The organism is Comamonas odontotermitis (genome assembly GCF_040396735.1).
Lineage (GTDB): Bacteria > Pseudomonadota > Gammaproteobacteria > Burkholderiales > Burkholderiaceae_C > Comamonas > Comamonas odontotermitis_C.
This window is the reverse complement of sequence record NZ_JBEBNZ010000001.1, coordinates 464,865-487,005: the sequence shown is the minus strand read 5'-3', so window position 1 is coordinate 487,005 and position 22,141 is coordinate 464,865. Positions and strand designations below refer to the sequence as shown.

The 22,141-nt window shown below is 60.5% G+C and carries 16 protein-coding genes; 2 read left to right on the top strand and 14 right to left on the bottom strand.

What is annotated here, in order from left to right; translation table 11 throughout:
* Positions 1-59: 59 nt before the first annotated feature.
* From pgi to ACH2DG_RS02075, 5 genes are all read right to left on the bottom strand, one after another.
* A complete protein-coding gene (pgi, locus tag ACH2DG_RS02095) occupies positions 60-1,667 on the bottom strand; it encodes a glucose-6-phosphate isomerase (RefSeq protein WP_395024054.1) in 1,608 nt (535 codons plus the stop codon).
* Positions 1,668-1,801: 134 nt separating this feature from the next.
* Positions 1,802-2,749: a transaldolase gene (gene tal / locus ACH2DG_RS02090; RefSeq protein WP_395024053.1), complete on the bottom strand. Its 948-nt coding sequence runs from the start codon at positions 2,747-2,749 to the stop codon at positions 1,802-1,804.
* A gap of 146 nt (positions 2,750-2,895) precedes the next feature.
* Entirely contained in the window at positions 2,896-3,939 is a 1,044-nt protein-coding gene (locus ACH2DG_RS02085; RefSeq protein WP_395024052.1) for an ABC transporter ATP-binding protein, read from the bottom strand.
* 1 nt (position 3,940) lies between these two features.
* Positions 3,941-6,184: an ABC transporter permease gene (locus ACH2DG_RS02080; RefSeq protein ID WP_395024129.1), complete on the bottom strand. Its 2,244-nt coding sequence runs from the start codon at positions 6,182-6,184 to the stop codon at positions 3,941-3,943.
* 57 nt (positions 6,185-6,241) lie between these two features.
* The gene (locus tag ACH2DG_RS02075; protein WP_395024051.1) at positions 6,242-7,252 is read right to left on the bottom strand and encodes an ABC transporter substrate-binding protein; all 1,011 of its coding nucleotides are present in this window, start codon (positions 7,250-7,252) and stop codon (positions 6,242-6,244) included.
* Positions 7,253-7,417: 165 nt separating this feature from the next.
* Here ACH2DG_RS02075 and zwf point away from each other — a divergent pair, with 165 nt between their 5' ends.
* Together zwf and ACH2DG_RS02065 are read left to right on the top strand one after the other, a co-directional pair.
* Positions 7,418-8,887: a glucose-6-phosphate dehydrogenase gene (gene zwf / locus ACH2DG_RS02070; RefSeq protein ID WP_395024050.1), complete on the top strand. Its 1,470-nt coding sequence runs from the start codon at positions 7,418-7,420 to the stop codon at positions 8,885-8,887.
* Positions 8,888-8,889: 2 nt separating this feature from the next.
* Positions 8,890-9,735: a MurR/RpiR family transcriptional regulator gene (locus tag ACH2DG_RS02065; RefSeq protein WP_395024049.1), complete on the top strand. Its 846-nt coding sequence runs from the start codon at positions 8,890-8,892 to the stop codon at positions 9,733-9,735.
* A 112-nt stretch (positions 9,736-9,847) separates the two neighbouring features.
* On the opposite strand, the gene ACH2DG_RS02060 is transcribed toward ACH2DG_RS02065, so the two are convergent.
* The 9 genes from ACH2DG_RS02060 to ACH2DG_RS02020 all read right to left on the bottom strand — a co-directional run bounded on the left by ACH2DG_RS02060 (position 9,848) and on the right by ACH2DG_RS02020 (position 22,109).
* Positions 9,848-11,722 carry a bifunctional metallophosphatase/5'-nucleotidase gene (locus ACH2DG_RS02060; protein ID WP_395024128.1) on the bottom strand — a complete coding sequence of 625 codons (1,875 nt, stop codon included), beginning with the start codon at positions 11,720-11,722 and terminating at the stop codon, positions 9,848-9,850.
* A 224-nt stretch (positions 11,723-11,946) separates the two neighbouring features.
* On the bottom strand, positions 11,947-12,999 hold the full coding sequence (locus tag ACH2DG_RS02055) for an ABC transporter ATP-binding protein (RefSeq protein WP_395024048.1): 1,053 nt from the start codon (positions 12,997-12,999) through the stop codon (positions 11,947-11,949).
* Positions 13,000-13,013: 14 nt separating this feature from the next.
* The gene (locus tag ACH2DG_RS02050; protein ID WP_395024047.1) at positions 13,014-14,012 is read right to left on the bottom strand and encodes an ABC transporter ATP-binding protein; all 999 of its coding nucleotides are present in this window, start codon (positions 14,010-14,012) and stop codon (positions 13,014-13,016) included.
* Between the two features lie 35 nt (positions 14,013-14,047).
* A complete protein-coding gene (locus ACH2DG_RS02045; protein ID WP_224150291.1) occupies positions 14,048-14,965 on the bottom strand; it encodes an ABC transporter permease in 918 nt (305 codons plus the stop codon).
* A gap of 64 nt (positions 14,966-15,029) precedes the next feature.
* Positions 15,030-16,604 carry an ABC transporter substrate-binding protein gene (locus tag ACH2DG_RS02040; RefSeq protein ID WP_395024046.1) on the bottom strand — a complete coding sequence of 525 codons (1,575 nt, stop codon included), beginning with the start codon at positions 16,602-16,604 and terminating at the stop codon, positions 15,030-15,032.
* A 51-nt stretch (positions 16,605-16,655) separates the two neighbouring features.
* Complete coding sequence (locus ACH2DG_RS02035) at positions 16,656-17,873, bottom strand: M20 aminoacylase family protein (protein ID WP_395024045.1); 1,218 nt, start codon at positions 17,871-17,873, stop codon at positions 16,656-16,658.
* 1 nt (position 17,874) lies between these two features.
* Positions 17,875-18,855: an ABC transporter permease gene (locus ACH2DG_RS02030; protein WP_395024044.1), complete on the bottom strand. Its 981-nt coding sequence runs from the start codon at positions 18,853-18,855 to the stop codon at positions 17,875-17,877.
* Positions 18,856-18,972: 117 nt separating this feature from the next.
* Positions 18,973-20,505 (bottom strand): ABC transporter substrate-binding protein, encoded by a 1,533-nt coding sequence (locus ACH2DG_RS02025; RefSeq protein ID WP_395024127.1) that lies wholly within the window; start codon positions 20,503-20,505, stop codon positions 18,973-18,975.
* Positions 20,506-21,065: 560 nt separating this feature from the next.
* Positions 21,066-22,109: a porin gene (locus ACH2DG_RS02020; protein WP_224150296.1), complete on the bottom strand. Its 1,044-nt coding sequence runs from the start codon at positions 22,107-22,109 to the stop codon at positions 21,066-21,068.
* Positions 22,110-22,141 lie beyond the last annotated feature (32 nt).

Here is a 22,141-nt window from a genome sequence, read left to right as displayed (position 1 = left end):
GCATGTATTACCGAATTGGAAACAACATGCTGCAGCGCAGTGTCAAGCAGCCGTTGTCGTCAAGGCGCCAGCTTGTTCACGAGTGCCTGGGTGGAAGGGTCCACGCCCTGCCAGTCGTTGCGGTCGCGCCGGGCAAACAGATCCTTGGCCAGCTGCTTGCCCAACTCCACGCCCCACTGGTCAAAGCTATTGATGCCCCACAGGGCTCCGCTGACGAATACACGGTGTTCGTACAGTGCAATCAGTGCGCCCAGCGTGGTGGGCGAGAGCTTGTCCACCAGCAGGAAAGTGCTGGGGCGGTTGCCCGGGCAGTATCTGGGGCCGGTTTCCTCGGTGCGACCCACCAGCAATGCCTGAGCCTGCGCGATGGCGTTGATGACCAGATTGTTCTGGTGGCTCGCCAGCGTCTTGCCGCCATCGCGGGCAGCGATGAATTCGACCGGAATCACATCCCGCCCCTGGTGGATCATCTGGAAGAATGCATGCTGGCCATTGGTACCAGGCTCCCCCCAGACCACCGGCGAGGTGGAATACGGCAACACCTGGTTGTGCACATCCATGCCCTTGCCATTGCTCTCCATCTCCAGCTGCTGAAGGTAGGCCGAGAGACGTCGCAGGCCATGGCTGTATGGCGCGACGCAGCGCGAACCAAAGCCGAAGAAGTTGCGATACCAGATATCGAGCAGACCCATGCGCACCGGCAGGTTCGACTCCAGCGGCGCCGTCTTGAAGTGCACATCCATGTCATGCGCGCCGCGCAGCAACGCACGAAAATGCTCTGCCCCCACCGCAATCGCAATGGGCAGCCCGATGACTGACCACAGCGAATAGCGACCGCCCACCCAGTCCCAGAAACCCAGGGTGGTATCAATACCAAACTTGGCGGCAGCCTCGGTGTTGGTTGTCAGCGCCCAGAAATGCCTGGAAATCGACAATGCCGCAGCACGGTCGTCGCTGCCACCTTGCGCCACAAACCACTCACGCGCCGAATGCGCATTGACCATGGTCTCCAGCGTGGTGAATGACTTGGAAGCCACCAGAAACAAGGTGGATTCGGGCCTCACCTGCGCCAGCACGTGACCCAGTTCATGGCCATCCACGTTCGAGACAAAGTGGAAGCGCTTGCCTTCGATACGCCAGTCTTCCAGCGCATTGACGACCATGGCAGGCCCCAGGTCGGAGCCGCCGATGCCGATATTGACGATGTCGGTGATCTGCGGATTGGCTCGCACCTGCTCGGCCAGCGCAAGCATCTGGTTCAGGCTGGCATGAACTTCCTGCAGAGCGCCACGCACCGCAGCGTTGCTGCCCGGCAGCCAGCTGTTCAGCCCTTCTTCAGGCTGGCGCAGCAGCCAATGCATGACGGCGCGGTCTTCCGACTGATTGATGGCATCGCCTGCAAACATCGCATCGCGATAGCGCTCCAGCTCGCATTCGCGTGCCAGTTGCAGCAGCAATTGCTCGCTGGTCGCATCCACCCGGTTCTTGGACAGATCGGCAAACACGTGTGGCGCCTGCTGCGAGAAAGAGGCATAGCGGGACGAATCCTGCACAAAGGCCTCGCGCACGTCCAGTTGCTGGCCGGTCGCCCCAAAATACTGCTGCAGCCGCTGCCAGGCAGGCGTCTGGTCGCAGCGCTTGCGCTGCATGGAGAAAGCTGAATTCATGGTGGTGGGCCCGCACACTGAGAGCGCAGGCGCTTGGAAACAATCACTGAAACGACCTGGCAAGCTGCAGCCCTTGCGGTCAGGTGCCGAGAAGCCAACCGCAGACAGCAACACTTGCCAAATGCAGTCCCCGATCAGGCCGCCTGCAGCAGCTTATCGAGCTTGATGGCATCGGCAACAAATGCACGAATGCCCTCGGCCAACTTCTCGGTCGCCATCGCATCTTCATTCAAGGCAAAGCGAAAACCCGCTTCGTCATACTGAACCGGCTCCAGCTGCATGCGCTTGGCAGCATCGGCCGACAGCGCCTGCGCCACTGGCGCATTGGCAGCAGCCAACTGCGCCAGCAGATCGGGCGATATGGTCAGCAGGTCGCAGCCAGCCAATGCAATCACCTGGCCGATATTGCGGAAGCTCGCACCCATCACCTCGGTTGCAATGCCAAAGTGCTTGTAGTAGTTGAAGATGGCCCGTACCGATTGCACGCCCGGGTCGTTGGCGCCAGCCATGGCGGCCTCGTCCCAGTTGCTACCCGCCTGCTTTTTGTACCAGTCGTAGATGCGCCCCACGAAGGGCGAGATCAGCTGAACCTTGGCTTGCCCACAGGCAATGGCCTGGCATTGCGCGAACAGCAAGGTCAGGTTGGTGTGGATGCCTTGTTCTTCCAGGCGCTTGGCGGCCTGAATCCCTTCCCAGGTCGATGCTACCTTGATCAGCACGCGGTCGATATGCACGCCTTCGGCCTGGTACAGCGCGATGATGCGCTGGGCGCGGACCACGGTTGCCTCGGTATCGAACGAGAGGCGCGCATCGACTTCGGTCGAAACCCGCCCGGGAATGATGGACAGGATCTCGGTGCCAAAGCGCACCAGCAGGCGGTCCATGATTTCATCGGTGGGCTTGCCGCGGAACTTCTGCACTGTTTCCGTCAACAGCGGTGCATATTCCGGCTTTTGCACCGCTTTCAGGATCAGCGACGGATTGGTGGTGGCATCCTGCGGCTGGAATTGCGCCAGCTGGTGGAAATCGCCGGTATCTGCCACCACCGTGGTCAGCGCTTTCAGTGCATCGAGTTGGTTCATGGTCGCTTGCTAAAAAAAGAGAGCTTTCAGCGCCCATCCATATTGAATTTCAATGATTTTTATCACTAAACTCCAATCAAGACGAGCGCCATCAGCTATGGTTTTTGCACTACTTCCGCTGTTTTCCAGGGGAATGCATGCATCGCTCACTTCGTTTGTACGACAGAGACGCCGTGCTGGCCCAAGCTTAACCCAACTTGCGCCCCGATCGGCAACACCCGGCCCAGATCGGGTGAGACGACAAAAATCGCCCCAAGCGCCGTATCGAATGTGTATTCGTAGCCGCTTCCCAGATAGGCCCGCTTGACCAGCGTTGCGGTGATGCCCGTGCCTGCCGCCTCAATCTGCCATGCCTCGGGCCGCACTGCCACTTTCACCTCTCCGGCTGCAACCGGCTGGCGTGGGTTCAGCACCAATGGCCCCAGATGCACGCGGCCATCGGGCTGGGCCACGCCCGGGAACAGCATGGCTTCGCCCATGAAGCCCGCCACGAACTCGGACTGCGGTGCCTCGTACAACTCCTGCGGCGTACCGCGCTGCGTGATGCGGCCCACATCCATCACGATGATCTGGTCACTGACGGCCAGCGCCTCGCTCTGGTCATGCGTCACGTAGGCCACGGTCAGTTGCAGGCGCTGCTGCAGGGCGCGAATCTCTTCACGCATTTCGCGGCGCAGGCGCGCATCCAGATTGGACAGGGGCTCGTCAAACAGCAGCACCGCAGGCTCCAGCACCAGCGCCCGCGCCAGGGCCACGCGCTGCTGCTGGCCACCCGACAGCTCACTCGGCAGCCGGTCGTCAAACCGGTCCAGGCCCACATTGCGCAGCGCCTCCACCGCGCGGCGCCTGCCCTCCTCCTTGGCCACACCGGACATGCGCAGACCGTACTGCACGTTCTCCAGCACGGTCATGTGCGGAAAGAGCGCGTAGCTCTGGAACATCATGCTGACGTTGCGCTGCGCGGGGCCCAGCGTGGTTACATCCTGTCCGTCGATGAAGATGCGGCCGCCGGTGGGCGATTCGAGCCCTGCAATCATGCGCAAGGTCGTGGTCTTGCCGCAGCCCGAGGGGCCGAGGATGGTGGTCAGGCTGCCTCTGGGCACCTCAAAACTGATGTCCCGCACAGCCAGCGGCGCATCAGCACTGCTGCCATACCGCTTGGAGATATTTTCAAAAACAATACCGCTCATATCAATGCACTCCCTGCGTTCCTGCTGCAGCCTTGGCCTTGCGGCGGCCCAGCGAACGCTCTCCCACCAGCCACTGGATGGCTGCCGTTACCAAAGACATCAGCACGATCAGCACCGTGCAGTAGGCCAGCGCAATGCCATAGTCGCCATTGCCGACGCGGCCGATGATGTAGGTGGTTGCCAATTCGTTCTCGGCGGTGACCAGAAAGATCACTGCGCTCACCGTCGTGATCGCCCGCACAAAGCTGTAGACCAACGCCGTCACCAGCGCGGGCTTGAGCAGCGGCAGCACCACATGGCGCAAGGTCTGCACGCTGCCTGCGCGCAGCATCATCGAGGCTTCATCCAACGATTTGTCCAATTGCTTGAACGCCGCAGTACCCGCACGCACGCCAACCGGCAGGTTGCGGAACATGAAGCACAGAACGATGATGAGCGAGGTCCCTGTCAGTTCAAACGGCGGCACATTGAAGGCCAGGATGTAGCTCACGCCCAGCACCGTGCCAGGGATGGCAAAGGCCAGCAGCGCCGAGAACTCGAATGCGCTCTGGCCCTTGAATTCGGTGCGCGCCAGGAGCCACGCAATCAGCAACCCAACCGTAGCGGTCATTGGCGCCGAAATGGCGGCCAGCTTGATGGTGGTGAAGAACGAGTTCCAGGCCGTGCCCGCCCACACGATGCCGAACTGCCCCCACTCCAGCGCAAAGGCCGAACGGAAATGGTTCAGGGTTGGCGTGTAGTCGCGCCCCCAGGTCTGCACAAAGCCGCCAGCAAATGCGAACACATACACCACCAGGGTAAACAGCATCCACGGCACTGCAATGCCGTATACCGCACGGCGAATGCCAGTCGGCAGCGGCATCGGGATGCCCGCATCGCCCTTGCCTGATACCGTGGTGTAGCTCTTGCTGCCCAGTACCTTGCGCTGCAGCATGAAAACACCCAGCGCAAACACCATCAAAATCCAGGCAAGCGACGCGGCACGCCCCTGGTCGTACTGCGCGCCAACAATGGAGAAGAAGATTTCGGTGGAGAGCACCGCAAACTGACCGCCCACCACAATCGGGTTGCCGAAATCGGCCATGCTTTCGATGAAGCCGACCAGGAACGCATTGGCAAGGCCAGGCTGGAGCAGCGGCAAGGTGATCGTCCAGAAAGTCTGCACCGGGCTGGCACGCAGCGTCTGCGCGGCCTCTTCCATGCTGGGCGCCACACCTTGCACCACGCTGCGCATGATCATGAAGGCAATCGGCGTGAACGCGAAGGTCTGCGACACCCACACGCCAAACCAGCCATAGAACCAGCGCGTGGGCTCAACGCCGAACCAGGATTCAAGCGCTGCATTGACGATGCCCGCGCGGCCAAACAGCAGAATCAGACCCAGCCCCACGACAAACGGCGGTGTGATGATGGGCAGCAGCGCCAGTACATTCAGCGCCTTGCTGCCTTTGCGGCCCGAGCGCTCGGCCATCAGCGCCATCAAGGTCCCCAGGAAGGTGGTACTGGCAGCCGTCATCAGGCCGATGAACAAGGTATTCCAGGCCACGCCACAGCGCTTGCCATCGCTGATGCAGGCCAGCCCGAAATTGCGTTCGTTGAAGACGCGGCCAATGATGGCGGTCCACTGCAATTGGTTGTCCTCGGTGAAGAACGCTCCTGCGAGCGCCTTGGTAACCGGGTAGACGATGAAAAGCGCCAGCAGGCTCGCGCAGCCCACCACGGCTGCGGCCACGAACAGATCGCCCTTGAAGAATCCGCGTCGCGCCAGACCAAAGGCGAACAAAACCATCAGGCTGGTGAGCACGACGAATGCCCCCCAACCGAAGCCGAATTGGCGCACATCCAACTCGCCCCAGGCCTGGTTCATCCATTCATACGACCAACCACGCGCGCCAATGGAAAAACCGCTGCCGAGCAATGCCAGCAAGCCCAGCGCACCGCCCAGAAGCAGAACCGTACCCTGCTTTTTGCCCGCAGGCATGCTCGCCGCCACGGCAGCCAGTGCCAATCCGGCCACGCCGCCCCACAGCCAACCCCTGCCCCATTGCAAGGCCTGCATCAGTCCATTGCCCGCCGACTCGTCGCTGAACACATCGGCGACCTTGGCCAGCCCGTTGGCATCCTGAATGGCATACCACGGCAGCACCACGTAGGCTGCCAGCCCCAACAACACCCAGGCCCAGAGCGCCTGGTTGGCGCCCTGGGCCTTGTGTGCAGGGCGTATTGCCGGTGATGGCACCGGCATTTTTGCTACTGCATTCATTGCTTTCTCCGCCCGAATGACGGGCGCTAAGACCTGCTTTTACTTGGAATCCTGAACTTCTTTTTCCCACTTGGAGATCAGGCGGCGGCGCTCGGCGCTGGCACCGTACTTGGCGTAGTCGTAGTTGATCAGCTTCATCTTGGCGGGATCCACGACACGCGGATCCTTGGGCACATTCTTGTTGCTGGGCAGTTGGTACTGCTTGGCCGCCAAGCCGAATTGCTGGCCGCCCGGCGTCAGCGCCCATTCATAGAATGCCTTGGCGTTGGCGGTGTTGGGGCCATGCTTGACGATGCTCATGGAGCCGATTTCTGCCCCCGTACCTTCGGCAGGCGTGTTGGCGTCAACCGGAAAGCCATGCACGGCCTCGGTGGTCACATCGTGCACAAAGCTGATCGACACCATCGTCTCACCCCGCGCCACAGCCTTGACCGGCGCCGTACCCGCCCGAGTGTAGGTGGAGATGTTCTTGTTGAGCGCACGCAGATAATCAAAGGCCTTGTCCTCGCCCATGATCTGTACCAGTGTGGCAATCACCGTATAGGCAGTTCCGCTGCTGGCCGGGTTGGCCATCTGCACCTCACCCTTGTACTCGGGCTTGATCAAATCGGCCCACGAGGCAGGCGCTGCCACCTTTTTCTTGGCCAGCAGCTCCTTGTTGAAACCAAAGCCCAGGGGGCCCAGGTAAACACCCACAGTGCGGAACTTGGAATCTTCTGCCTGCCGAACCGCCCAGGGGTACAGCTCCTTGAGCAGCGGCGATTTGTATTCCAGGGTCAGGGCCATCTCGGCCGCCTGCAAATGCGTGTCGCCGGTACCGCCAAACCACAGATCGGTCTTGGGATTGGCCTTTTCGGCATTGAGCTGTGCCAGTGCCTCACCCGAGCCCTTTTGCGTGATGTTGACCTTGACCCCCGTCGTCTTGGTATAGACCGTGGCCATGGTATTGCACCATTCGGCTTGCACCGAGCAGATCACATTGACTTGCCCCTGGGCCTGCGCTCCCCACGCTGCGGCCACCAATGCGCCACCTATCAACCAACGCTGCATAGCTTTCTCCTTGCCGGATAAATGTATTAATTGCTCGATTGTCGCCATCGATTATCGTCATCAAACTGACATATTTCAAAAAGCAACGTTTCATTCGCCTGAGGGCTTCCACCGATCAATGAAACTAAGTTACATTAATAACTGCCTTAATGTTCAGGAAGTTTCATGAGCTTTGATCTGGTTTTGTTTGGTGGCACCGGTGATCTGGCATGGCGAAAACTGCTGCCCGCACTGTTCCAATCCTTTCGGCATGGCAGCTTGCCGGCAGATGGCCGCATCATTGGCGTCGGCCGCAATGAGATGTCGGATGACGAATACCGAGCGCTGATTGCCCAGCGCCTGGCCGAGGTGGAGGCCGACAAGCGCCCCAATAACGGTGAGTTCGCACAGTTCGCGCAGTTGCTGCGCTACCAGCGCATGGACTTGTCGCACCCTGGCGACTATGCAGCGCTGCGCGATCTGCTTTTGCAGCGCAAGGCCGATACGGTGGTGATGTACCTGGCAACGGCGCCTTCACTGTTTTCCACCGTCGTCGAGCAATTGGGTGCCTGTGGGCTGAACACGCCGCATACGCGTGTGGTGCTGGAAAAGCCGCTGGGCCACGACCTGCCATCGAACATGGCCATCAACGCCGCAGTACGGCAGGTATTCGACGAGGCGCAGATCTTCCGTATCGACCACTACCTGGGCAAGCCGTCGGTACAGAACCTGCTGGCATTGCGCTTTGGCAACACCATTTTCGAGCCGTTGTGGCGACGCGAGAACATCGCCAGCATCGAGATCACGATGGCCGAACAACTGGGCGTGGAAAAGCGCGGCGAGTTCTACGACACCACTGGAGCATTGCGCGACATGGTGCAGAACCATGCGCTGCAACTGCTGTGCGCAATCGGCATGGAGCCGCCCATCAGCGCCGATGCCGATGCGATACGCAACGAAAAGCTCAAGGTGCTGCAATCGCTCAAGCGCTGGACGCCCGAGACGCTCAGCCGTGATGTGGTGCGCGGCCAGTACGCGCCCGGCCAGATCAAGGGCCAGCCCGTTCCCGGCTACCGCCAGGAAGCGGGCGTAGCCGCACAAAGCCAGACAGAAACCTTTGTGGCGCTGCGCACCGAGATCAGCAACTGGCGCTGGGCCGGCGTGCCCTTCTTCATCCGCACCGGCAAGCGCCTGGCGGGCCGCGAGGCCTCCATCGTGGTGCATTTCCGCCAGGTGCCCCACGCCATCTACCGCACGCCCATGGGCGCGGCCAACCGCCTGGTCATCCACCTCCAGCCCAAGGACGGCTTGACCCTGCACCTGATGGCGGCAGCGCAAAGCCAGGGCGATGCCGGCGGCGTGCAGACGCTTTCCCCCGCTGCGCTCGACCTCGATTTTGACCAGCGCTTTGGCAGCGAGCGGGTCGGCGCTTACGAGCGCCTGCTGCTCGATGTGATCGCCGGGCGCCTGAACCTGTTCGTTCGCGCAGACGAGCAGGAAGCGGCCTGGCAATGGGTGGAGCCGATCCTGGAGAACTGGCAGCAGGCCAACGCCAACGGAGAAGGGCCACGGCCCTACGCGGCAGGCAGTTGGGGCCCCGGTGCTGCCAGCGCATTGGTGGCACGCGATGGCCACAGCTGGATGGAGGAGCTGTAAAGATGCTGGATCGCATAACCGCCTCCCTGCCCTCGCTGGCCCCTGCCGAGCAGCGCGTGGCGCGTCTGGTGCTGGCCGACCCGCGTGCCTTCGCATCCCTTCCGGTGCGCGAGCTGGCTGATCGCTCCCATGTCAGCAAGCCCACCGTGGTGCGCTTTTGCCGCAGCATGGGCTATGACGGGCTGGCAGATTTCAAGCTCAAGCTTGCGGGCAGCGTGAGCGAAGGCGTGCCCTTCATCCATCGCAGCGTGGATGCCGACGACAAGACCAGCGATGTGCTGGTGAAGGTGGTTGACAACTCGGTAGCCGCATTTCTGGCCTACCGCAATGCCGCCAGCACCACGGCGCTGGAGGCCGCAGCCGCCGCCATCGTTGCGACCTGGCGCGCGGGCAAGCGCATCGAATTCTATGGTGTGGGCAACTCCGGCATCGTGGCGCAGGACGGGCAGCACAAGTTCTTCCGCCTGGGCGTGACCAGCCTCGCCACCAGCGACGGCCATATGCAGGTGATGAGCGCCACCATGCTGGGCGCCGGAGACTGCGCCATCGTGATTTCCAACTCGGGCCGCACGCGCGACCTGATGGATGCCACGGACATCGCCAAGCGCAACGGCGCCACCACCATCGCCATCACCGCCAGTGGCTCGCCGCTCGCGCGTGCCGCCGACATTCACCTCGCCGCAGACCACCCCGAGGGCTACGACCGATACAGCCCCATGGTTTCACGCCTGCTGCACCTGCTGATCATCGACGTGCTTGCCACCGGCGTGGCCCTGCGCATTGGTGAGCCACTGCAACCCGTGCTGCTGCAGATGAAGGACAACCTGCGCGCCAAGCGCTATACGTGATGCAGCGGCTTGGCCACGGCGGACACCACGCGGCGCAAGGGTTGGCCGCTGGGTCCTGGGCATAAAAAATGGACAGCACCAGCTGCCCATTTTGATGTGCACCATCAACTATTCAACGGCCACCTGCAAACGATTTGGTACTGTACAGATCCGCGGGCAGACGTTTGAGCACCGGCAGACCTGTCGCAGCATCCTTGGCCTGGGACTCGATGTAATTGAAGAACACGTCAGCGTCGAGCACGCCAATGTCCAGACGGCGATCAGCCGGAACCGATGCCAATGTCTTGTAGCCGTCGCCGCCATTGGCATTGAAGCTCAGCACAAAGAGCCGATAGGTCTTGCCCTGGTCCAGAGAGGCCCACTGGCCGGTCAAGGCATCTCGCACTTCAATGCCAGAAACACGGCTGCCAAAGGCAGACGCTGCACTCACATCAAAACGCAGCCCACCCGTATATGGATAAGGGCCGGTGGAGCCCCCCGCGCCATAGACCGCCTCCAGCCCGTCTTCCAGCATATTCTTCACTTCTGCGCCGGTCACATTCAAGCGGTACAACATATTGCCAAAGGGCAGCACCTGGATGGCGTTGGCAGCAGTGACTTCTCCGCTCAAGGGCACGCGCACTCCGCCACCGCTTTGCAGCGAGATATCGGCGCCGCCATATTTGGCGTTGGCCACTTCCAGATACGCCTGGGCCACCAGCTGCTGGATATCTCCGCCGCGCAGGCTGACACTGCCTTCGGCATTGCATGCGGCGCTGGAGCGGCTGTAGTCCATGGTGCCTTCACCACCGGGTACCCGGCGCGAGCACAGCTCCTGCGGAGCCACTGCAACCTTGGTGGTGTTGAAGCTGGCAACCTTGTCGGTGAATGGTTGCAACACAGCCTGGGCCTTGGCAGACGGCACCGTCATCCGCAGAAAGCCCGCCGCGTTGACACTGTTCACAATGGCGCTGCGCTGCGCCTCCGTCACATCCTTGCCGCCAATCTGGAACTTGTCGCCGATCAGCACATGGGGCGTTCCCTTGCATTCGCTGACTTCGCCATTCTTGTTGAACTTGACCTTGAGTTCACCCACCACCTGCGAATATTCCCAGGCCTGCACGATACACACGGGTTTACCGTCCTTGTCGGTGGAACCGGTCGGGTAGGCGCCGGCGGGAGAGCCCACGCCGAGGGTCTTCATCGCCTCCGGTCCCAGCAAGGTGTGAGAATCGCCACCCACGATCACATCCACACCACGCAGCTTGCGGGCCAGTTCCCTGTCATTGTCGTAGCCGATGTGGCTGAGCAGCACGATGCGCTTGACGCCCTGGGCTTGCAGCTTGTCGATCTCGCGCTGCGCAGCCGTGGCTTCATCTTCAAACATCGTGTCCTTGTCGGGGCTGGACGAGGCCTTGGTCTTCTGGGCAATGGTCAGCCCCACGATGCCGATCTTGTTGCCTCCTCGCTCAACCACGGTGGAAGGGCGCACCATATTGGGCGCGCGACTCGGATTCAATGCCGAACTGGCGCCGAACTGCACATTGGCGCTCAGCACGCTGGTGTTGCAGCTGCCGCTCTTGAGTCGGTCGAGAATGCCCTTGAGACCGGCATCTCCCTTGTCGAACTCATGGTTGCCCAGCGTGTAGGCGTCAAAGCACACCGTATTGAGCATCGCCATGTCGGCCTCGCCATCCGCGCCCGCACGGTTGAAGTACAAGGTGCCGGTGATTGCATCGCCCGCATGCAGCTTGAGTACATTGCCCGATTTCGCAGCCAGCTCTTCAATGGCGGCCGTCACGCGCGGAAAGCCCGCCGCATTGACGGTGACTGCCGTCGTCTTGCCATCCACAGGCAATTGCAAAGTCGCAGTCTTGCTGGCCAACGTGGAGTGATGGTCGTTGACATGCAAAATGGTCAGGACATCGTCTTTCGCATCATCGTCCGAGCCGCCTCCTCCGCAGGCAACCAGCACCGCAGCAGACACGCCGCACACTGCCCAATACATCGCCCGACGCGTACCCTCTTGCATCCACACTGCTGCCATGCCCATCTCCGTTTCAAGAAAGGACTCCATGGTTTGGCAGTTTGATGACGCGCGTATGAATCCCGCAAGGCACTAGGCGTCAACGTATCTTCATCCGTACATCGACAAGAGCGCGCTCACTCTCTTCAAACCCGGACACAAAAAGGCCGGCATGCACGCTGCCGGCCTTTCAAGAGAGAGTCTGCTTAAGCGGCAATGACGGGAATGCGCTTTTCCTCCACGGCATGGCACGCCACCTTCACTCCATCGTCATCCAGCAGTTGAGGGCGCTCAGTGCGGCAGCGGTCATTGGCCAATGGGCAACGCGGATTGAAGGCGCAGCCGGTCGGTGGATTCAACGGGTTGGGCACCTCGCCTTGCACAGGGGTACGTGCCTTGCCGGTATCGTGCATCTTGGGAATGGCGTCGAGCAGCATGCGCGTGTAGGGGTGGCGCGGCTTGGCAAACAGGGTCTGCTTGTCGGCCAGCTCCACCAGACGGCCCAGATACATCACGCCAACCTGGTCGCTCACATGCCGCACCACCGCCAGGTTGTGCGAGATGAACAGGTAGGTGAGGCTGCGCTTTTTCTGCAGGTCCTTCATGATGTTGAGCACCTGCGCCTGCACCGATACGTCCAGCGCCGAGGTCGGCTCGTCGCAGACCAGGAACTCCGGCTCGGTCGCGAGGGCGCGCGCAATCGAAATACGCTGGCGCTGCCCGCCCGAGAACTGGTGCGGGTACTTGAGCATGTCCATGGGAGCCAGACCTACCTGCACCAGCAACTCCGCCACGCGGGCCTTGAGCTGCTCGGTATTGGTGATCAGGCCGTGCTCCTTGAGCGGCTCGCCGATGATCTGCTCGACCGACCAGCGGGGGTTCAGGCTGGCATATGGGTCCTGAAAGATCATCTGCACGCGCCGGCGCATGGCTCTTGCGTTCGGGTCCTTGAACGCCGCGTGTGCATCCTGGCCGTCAAAGGTGAAAGTGCCACGCGTGGGGCCATACAAGCCCACCAGCAGGCGCGCCACAGTGCTTTTGCCGCAGCCCGATTCGCCCACCAGGGCGAGCGTCTTGCCCTTCTCAATATCGAAGCTCACTCCGTCCACCGCACGCAGCAGGCTGCGCGGCTTGCGCTCCAGCACGCGGTTGAGCCAGGGAGCCGACACATCAAAAGTCTTTGCCAGGTCACGTGCCTGCACCAAAGGCCCGCGTCCAGCCGAGCCTGCTGCCACACCAGTTGCAGTGTTTTTTTCCATCGTCGCCACCTCGCTCATACCGTTTCCTCCGTCGCTGCCACACCCGGCCGATCGTCGGCTGCATGCAACCAGCATGCGGCCTGCGTGGCCCCTGCCGCCATCAGGTCGGGGCGCTGCTCCATGCAGCGGTCAAACACCTTGGTGCAACGCGGGTTGAATGCACAGCCCTTGGGAATGGCATTGAGGCGCGGCATGGCGCCATCGATCTGGTTCAGACGCTCACGATCTGCCTCCATATCTGGGATCGAAGCCATCAGGCCACGCGTATAGGGATGTGCAGGATGGTTGATGACCTCATGCACCGGACCGATTTCCGCAACCCGGCCGGCATACATGACGGCCACCCGGTCACAGGTCTCGGCAATCACCCCCATGTCGTGGGTGATGAGCATGACGGCAGCACCACGCGTGCGGCAGATGTTCTTGAGCAAGGTGATGATCTGAGCCTGGATCGACACATCGAGCGCAGTGGTTGGCTCGTCGGCCACAATCAGCTTGGGCTCGGCAGCCAGCGCGAGCGCAATCACCACACGCTGGCGCATGCCGCCGGAGAACTGGTGCGGGTAGTGGTCAACCCGCTCCTCCGCCGCCGGAATACCAGTGTCCCTGAGCAACTGGATCGCACGCTCGCGCGCATCCTTGTCCGACAGCTTGAGGTGGGTCTGGATGGTCTCGATCAACTGGCGACCCACCGTGTACAGCGGGTTCAGCGAGGTCAGTGGATCCTGAAAGATCGCGCCAATGCGGCGACCGCGGATATGGCGCATCTTCTCGGGCGGCAGATGATCGATTCGCTCGCCCTCCAGCACGATCTCGCCCGATGCCACATGGCCCGGCGGCTCCAGCAAGCCAATGATCGAGGCGCCAGTGAGCGACTTGCCCGCGCCCGATTCACCCACCACGCCCAGGATTTCTCCGGGAGCGATGGAGAACGAAATATTGTCCAGAGCCCGCAATACACCATGGCGATTGGGGAACTCGACCACCAAATTCTTAACTTCCAACAACGACATCGTGGTTCGTCCTTCTTCGTCTTGTGATTGCACCATCAGCGCAGGCGCGGGTTGAGCGCATCGCGCAGCCAGTCGCCCAGCAGGTTGACCGACAGAGCGATCAGCACCAGCATCAGGCCCGGGAAGATGGTGATCCACCATTCGCCAGAGAACAGGTAGTCATTGCCCACGCGGATCAGGGTGCCCAGCGAAGGCGATGTGGGAGGTGCACCCACGCCGAGGAACGACAGCGTCGCTTCGGTGATGATGGCCGTAGCCACCTGGATCGTAGCCAGCACCATCACAGGCCCCAGCACATTGGGCAGCACATGCTTGATCATGATGCGCAGCGGCGCAACGCCGGTCACCCGGGCAGCCTGCACGTATTCCTTGTTGCGCTCCACCATCGTGGAGCCGCGCACCGTGCGCGCATACTGCACCCACCCTGTCAGTGATATCGAGATGATCAGCACGCCAAAGGCCAGCGATTCATTGGCGTTGGGAAACAGCGCACGGCCCACACCGGCGATCAGCAAAGCCACCAGAATGGCAGGGAAGGACAGCATCACATCGCACAGGCGCATCAGCACCGAATCGATCCAGCCTCCCTTGAAGCCTGCCAGCAACCCCAGGGCCACCCCCACGACGACCGATAGCGCCACCGATGCCAGGCCCACGATCAGCGAGATGCGTGCGCCGTACATCAGCGCAGAAAGAATATCCCGGCCCTGGTCATCCGTGCCCAGGATGTACTTCCAGCTTCCCTCCTCGCTCCACACGGGTGGAATGCGGGCGTCACTGAGCTCCAGGGTCGTCAGGTCAAACGGGTTGTGCGGAGCCACCCAGTTGGCAAAAATCGCGCAGAACACGCAGATGGCTGCAATGATGGCTGCCACGATCGCCATCGGCGATTTTCGGAAGCTGTAGCCCACATCGCTATCGAGCCAGCGTTTGAGTCGGTTTTTCGTCGTCATCAATATTTCTCTCATCTATGGTGGCACTGCCGGTCATGGCCTGGCAGCACCGGTCCATCACTGCTTATTTCTTCACCGTCATCCATTTGAAGGGCATGAAGCCATCGGCCATCTGCACCAGCTCCACGTTCTTGCTCACACCCCAGTTCATGTACTGCTGGTGCAGCGGCAGGTAGCCGACATCGTCGGCAACGATCTTCAGCGCCTCCTGGATCTGCGCATTGCGCTTGGCCGTGTCGGTCTCCGACTGCACCTGCCGGGTCAGCGCGTCCACCTTGGGGTTGCAGTAGTTACCGTAGTTGAACGCCCCTGCACCCTTGCCATCGTTGCAGTTCATCAGGGCCAGCAGCGGGTTGTGCGCGTCGTAGGTCGACGGCGTCCAGCCCAGGATGTAGAACGCCGTTTCGTGGCGCATGATGCGCGGGAAATAGGTGCCCTTGGTTTCTGCATTGAGCTGCACCTTGACGCCAATCTTGGCGAGGTTGGCCGATACTGCCTGGCAGATACGGCTGTCATTGATGTAGCGATCATTCGAGCAGTTGAGCGTCACCTCGAAGCCATCGGGGTAGCCCGCCTCAGCCAACAGTTTCTTCGCAGCAGCCGGGTCATATGGCAGGCGTTTGATGTCGTCGGTATAGCCATTGACACCCTTGCCGATCAAGGTGGCCAGGTTTCCAGAAGCTCCGCGCATCACCTGCTTGTGCAGGCCTTCGATATCGATGGCCTGGTAGAAGGCCTGGCGCACGCGCTTGTCCTTGAACGGATTCTTGCCCTTGACGCTGGAATTGAGCAGCTCATCGCGCTTGTGGTCCATGCCCATGAAGATGGCGCGCAGCTCCGGCCCGGAGACCACCCGCGTGCTGCCGGTGTTGTTGACGCGGTCAATGTCCTGCACCGGCACCGGGTCGATCACATCCACCTGCCCCGACAGCAAGGCCGCGACACGCGTGGCATCGTTGGCAACCGGCGTGTAGACCACCTCCTGCACATTGCTGTCCACCTTGTCCCAGTAGTTTCCACTGCGGCTGAAGACGGTGCGCACATTGGGCTGTCGCTCGCGTACACGGTATGGGCCCGTGCCATTGGCCTTGAAGGAGGCCGCGTTCTCAATGCCCTTGCGGCGGTCGACGGGGTTGACCGCGTTGTTCGCTTCCGTCCACTTCTTGCTCATGATGTAGACCTGCGAGATCATGCTGGGCAGGATGGGGGCGGGCTCCCTGGACTCGATATCGACGGTGTAGTCATCGATCTTGCGCGTCTCCTTGATGGCGTTGGTATAGGTCTTCATGTCCGAGCCTTCCAACTGCGTGCGCATCATCGAGAAGACCACATCGTCTGCCGTGAACGGTGAGCCATCGTGGAACTGAACGCCCTTGCGCAGGGTGAAGCGCCAGACTGTCGGCGATGTCTGCTCCCATTTGGTGGCCAGCACCGGGCGCAGGCTCAGATCCTTGTTGCGCCCTGCCAGTGGCTCATAGACGTTGCCCGTCACGCTCAACTGCACGGTTTCATTGAAGGAATGCGGATCCATCGACAAGGCATCGCCTTGCGCTCCAATGCGTACCGTCTGTGCACCCGCCAGCATGCAGCCGGCAGCCAGCATGGCCACCACCAAGGTCTTGTGCATTGCATGTTTCATCATCTACCCCTTGTGAATGCCGACTCGTGGCCGGCTATCGTTGGACACGCTTCAGACCGAAGCAAGTGGCATACCACGCTCCACAATGCCGGCGTGCAGCGCGGCCCCGAGGGGCAGCACATCGTCATTGAAGTCGTAGCGGTTGTTGTGCAGTGGGATGATGTCGTCACCGACCGCCTGCCCCAGGCGCAGATATGCACCAGGCTTGTGCTGCAGCATGAAGGAAAAATCCTCCGCACCCATGCTGGGGTCCATGTTGCGCACGACCTGCGCCTCGCCGACCAGCTCGGCAGCCACATCGCCAGCAAACAAGGCTTCATCGGGTGTGTTGATGGTGGCAGGGTACGAGCGCTCGTACTGAAGCTGCGCCGTCACGCCAAAGGCCAGCCCTACGGCCTGGCACAGCTCACCCAGGCGCCGCTCCACCAGATTCTGCACATCGGGGTTGAAGGTGCGCACTGTACCCACCAGGGTGGCAGAGCCTGGTGTGACACTGAAGGCGCCCAGGTCGCCAGACTGCACTGCGCAGATACTGACAACCGCCGCATCAATGGCACGCACGTTGCGCGAGACGATGGACTGGATGGCAGTGATCAGATGCGCAGAAGCCAGCACCACATCATTGGTCTGGTAAGGATGCGCCCCATGGCCGCCTTTTCCAGCCACATTGATCTGGATGCGGTCGGCCGCCGCCATCATTGCCCCCGGGTTGATGCCAATCGTGCCCTGGCGCATGGCTGGCCAGTTGTGCATGGCATAGACCGATTCCACCGGGAATTGCTCAAACAGCCCATCCTGGATCATTTCACGCGCACCCGCGTAGCCCTCTTCCCCTGGCTGGAAAATCAGCACAGCACTTCCATCGAAGTTGCGGGTTTCAGCCAGGTAGCGTGCCGCGCCCACCAGCATGGCGGTGTGGCCGTCATGGCCGCAGGCATGCATCAGGCCTTGCTTGCCTGATTTCCAGCTGCAGTTGCCCTGCTCGGTGATGGGCAGCGCGTCCATGTCGGCACGCAGGCCAATCATGCGGCGGCTTGCATGCTTCTTGCCACGGATGACCCCCACCACACCGGTCTTGCCGATCCCCTGGTGGATTTCGTCAACGCCGCAAAGACGTAATGCCTCTGCCACGCGGGCTGCGGTGTATTTTTCTTCAAAGCCAAGTTCTGGGTTGGCATGCAGATCGCGGCGAAATGCCGTGAGCTCTGGGTGAATCTGCGCCAGGTGAGAAAACGCCCGCGAACTGGCGCTGTATGGAAGACGCTGCATATCAGTGTCCTCCCGACTTTTCGACGCGCAGTCGCGGATCCACCACGAAATACAGCAGATCCACAATCAGATTGATGACCACAAAGATCAGCGCGATCAGGCACAGGTATGCCGCCATCACAGGGATATCGGCAAACGTCACCGCCTGGATGAACAGCAACCCCATGCCTGGCCACTGGAACACGGTCTCCGTGATGATGGCAAAGGCAATCAGGCCACCCAGCTGCAGGCCAGTAATGGTCATGACCGGCACCAGCGTGTTCTTGAGCGCATGGCCAAAGTAGATGGTGCGATTGGTCAGGCCGCGTGCCTTGGCAAACTTGATGTAATCGGTGCGCAGCACCTCCAGCATCTCGGCACGCACCAGGCGCATGATCAGGGTGAGCTGGAAAATAGCCAGGGTGATAGCCGGCAGAATGATGTGGTGCCAGCCCTTGGCGCTGAGCAGACCGGTGCTCCAGAAACCCAGCTGCGTGGTCGTGCCACGGCCAAAGCTCGGGAACCAGCCCAGGTGCACCGAGAAGATCAGGATCAAGAGGATACCGATCAGGAACGTGGGCAGCGAGACCCCCAGCAGGGACAGGGTCATGAACATCTGGCTCATGAACGTACCGCGCTTGAGTGCCGCGTACACCCCCATTGGCACGCCGATGACCAGCGCCAGCACGGCAGCGACCATGGCCAGCTCAAAGGTGGCTGGAAAGCGTTCGGCAATGAGCGAGGACACTTTTGCGCCCTGACGGAGACTGATGCCAAATTCGCCTTGCGCAGCATTCAGCAGGAAGTGCCAGAATTGCACGAAAAACGGCTGGTCCAGCCCCAGGGCTTTGCGCAGCTCGGCGATCTGATCGGGAGTTGCGTCTTGTCCCAGCAGGAAGGTGACCGGATCACCCACGTACTGGAACAGCATGAAAGAAATGAACGCCACGGCGACCATCACGATCACCGCCTGTATCAATCGGCGCAATATGAATGCAAACATAGCTGACTCTCTTCAATGGCAAAGCAACGGCTTGCGCCCATCCTGTTTGCCTAACCCGCTATCTCTTAAATAGCCCGGTGCCGCCAATGGCACCGGGCCCAAGACCAAAGTTCTCGATCAGTTGATGGTCACCAGCTTGATGTCCACGCGGTTGTCCGCGCGGTGCACCATGTCGATGTTCTTCTTCATCGCCCAGGGAATCATCTGGTCATACAGCGGCAGGTGGGACACGGTGTCGTTCGACAGTTGCAGGCCTTCGGTCAGCATGCGCGTGCGCACGGGCTGGTCGGTTTCCGTCTTCACGCGATCCACCAGATAGTCCATCCGCTCGTTGCTGTAACGACCCACGTTGTAGTTGCCGTCGCCGCCCTTGCCCACCGTGCGCACCAGCGATTGCAGGCTGTAGAGCGAATCGAATGTCGGCACGCCCCAGCCCAGCATGTAGATGCTGGCTTCGTTGCGCTGAATCATGGGGAAATAGGTAGCCATCGGCAACGTGCGGAGCTTGGCCTTGACGCCCACCTTGGCCCACATGGCAGTCACCGACTGGCAGATGGCCTCGTCGCTGATGTAGCGGTTGTTGGGGCATGCAAAATCGACCTCGAAACCATTGGGGTAACCGGCCTCGGCCAGCAGCTTCCTGGAAGCCTCCTGGTCATAGGGCAGGCGCTTTCCAACCGCTTCGGTCCAGCCATTGACCTGGGGCGCCACCAAGGTGCCGGTAGGCTTGCCCAGACCACGCAGAATGGTCTTGGTGATGGCATTGATGTCAATGGCCTGGTAGAGTGCCTGGCGGACCTTCTGGTCCTTGAGCGGGTTCTTGCCTTTGACGCTGGAGCCCGGCAGCTCATCGCGATACTGGTCCATGCCGAAGAAGATGGTGCGGTTTTCCAGGCCTTCGAGGATCTTCAGATCCGGGCTGGCACGCAGGCGGTTCAGATCCTGCGGCGTAGGGTCCAGCACCATGTCCACTTCACCAGAGAGCAGCGCCGCCATGCGGGTGGCCGCCGACTTGATCGGTGTATACGTGATTGCCGTCACATTGCCCGGCATGTTGCCCCACCAGTTGGGGTTCTTCTTGAGCACCATCTTCACATCAGGCTGCCAGGATTCCAGAATGTAAGGGCCTGTTCCCATGGCATTGCGGTGCGCGAAGTTCTCATCGGCCTTCTTGATGTCCATCGGCTCTGTGGACTTGTTCTTTTCAGCCCAGGCCTTGCTCATCATTCGCAGTTCGGTGAGTTGGCGCAGCAAGACCGGATTGGGATCGATCATGTAGATGTCGATGGTCGAATCATCCACCTTCACGACCTTCTCGATGCCCTGCACAAATGGGCCGTAGTTGGATGTCTTGCCCATCGCACGGGTGATGGAGAACACGGCATCGTCGGCCGTGAAGGCCGATCCATCCTGAAACTTCACGCCTGTGCGCAGGTTAAAGCGCATTTGCTTGGGAGTCACCTCTTTCCACGAAGTGGCCAACAGCGGCTCGGTCTGGAAGTTTTTACTGTTATAGGTAACCAGAGTTTCGTAGACGTAGGGGTGAATGGCGTTGTGCAGACCGTTGTTTTGCGCGTGGATATCCCAACTGGCCACATCGGCCTGGCTGGCCCATTTGAAAGACTTGGCCTGGGCAACACCAGTTGCCATGGCGGCGGCTACCGCTATTGCAGCTAGAGCAAGAGAAGGCTGTTTCATAAGGTCTCGCAGAAAAAAGAGTTCCACTATGCCGCAAGGAACTCAACTGCCTCATGGTGCTTCCCCCAGGGTAGGAAATCGTCAAATTTGTGAGTTTTCTGCTAAACGTTGCCTATGCCATATTTCCCAGACTGCACAAGAATGTTTGCCACATGAAAATCTCCATCTGGCAACAAGAATACAGATGGCAATCACTAACATTTGGTGCGCAGAGTTCCTGTTGCCGCGCTGCATTGAGGACGACGACGGATACCGGTTTCAGATATTCCTCAATATCCCGCGAACACCTGCATGGGAGTCGACTATTTGTAGGACAATTTCCTACAAATTGACAACAAAATCAGGTTGGCAACAAGCATGGACAGGTAGCCAATTCCAGCATGCACCAACAGCCCATCCAGCCACGTTCAGTTTCCTCTCCGTCCCGCAAAGAGGTATGCGCAAAATAAAAAAGCCCGTCTTTCGACGGGCTTTTGACTTTTCAGATTGAAGCTGGGAGACCCAGCAGTCAATTAGAAAGCGTGACGGATACCAACGGTCAGAGCGTTTTGGTTCTTGCCGCCAGCTGGGGTAGCGATACCCAGGCCGTTAGCGCTGACGCTGAAGGTTTCAGACTTTTGGTTCTTCAGGAAAGCGTAGGTGCCGTACAGAGCGGTGCGCTTGGACAGGTTGTGCACGTAGCCCAGCGACAGTTGGTGAGCCTTGCCGTCCACCGACTTCACGTCGTAGTAGTTGTAAGCGGCACGAACTTCGCCAGCAGCGCCCACAGGAGCGGTCACGCCCAGGGAAGCGGAGTTCATCTTCCACTTGTCGCCACCACCAACAGGGGTGTTACGTTGTTGACGGATCAGACCAGCCAGCTTCACAACGCCGAAGTTGTACGAAGCGCCCAGACCCAGGGATTGCTCCTTGTCGAAAGCAGCAGATGGGTCGTTTTGTTGTTCCAGACCCAGGCCAACGCTCAGAGGGCCGTTGTCATAGCCAACGGAACCACCGATGTAACGGCCGAACGAGCTGTCGCCAGCGGTTTCACCGAAACCGTAGTTGATGCCAGCCTTGAAGCCAGACATGCCAGGGGTGTAGTACGAAACCATGTTCGACACGCGGAAAGGCGAACCAGCCACGCCGAAGCCGAAGTGTTGGCCGATACCAACTTGACCGAACACGTCGTATGCGCTCACGGTGTTGTAAGCAGCGGTCAGTTCACGACCCAGACGCACTTCACCGAAGTTGCCCATCAGGGACACGGTCGAGCGACGCTTGAATTCGAAGCCAGGACCCGAAGCGCCACCGCCAGCACCGGTGCCGGAGTCGTTCTGAATAGCGCCTTCCAGCCAGAAGCCAGCCTTCAGACCACCACCCAGGTCTTCCACGCCGCGGAAGCCCAGACGGCTGGTAGCGTTACCAGAGTTGGTCAGGCCGTACACGGAGTCGCCACCGCTGGTCTTAGCGTAGGTCACGCCAGCGTCAACGATACCGAACAGGGTCACGGAAGATTGAGCCATTGCGGCGCCGGAAGCGGCCAGCACTGCCAAGGCAACAAGAGATTTTTTCATTGCGAGTTACTCCAAGGTTTAACAGACGGCGC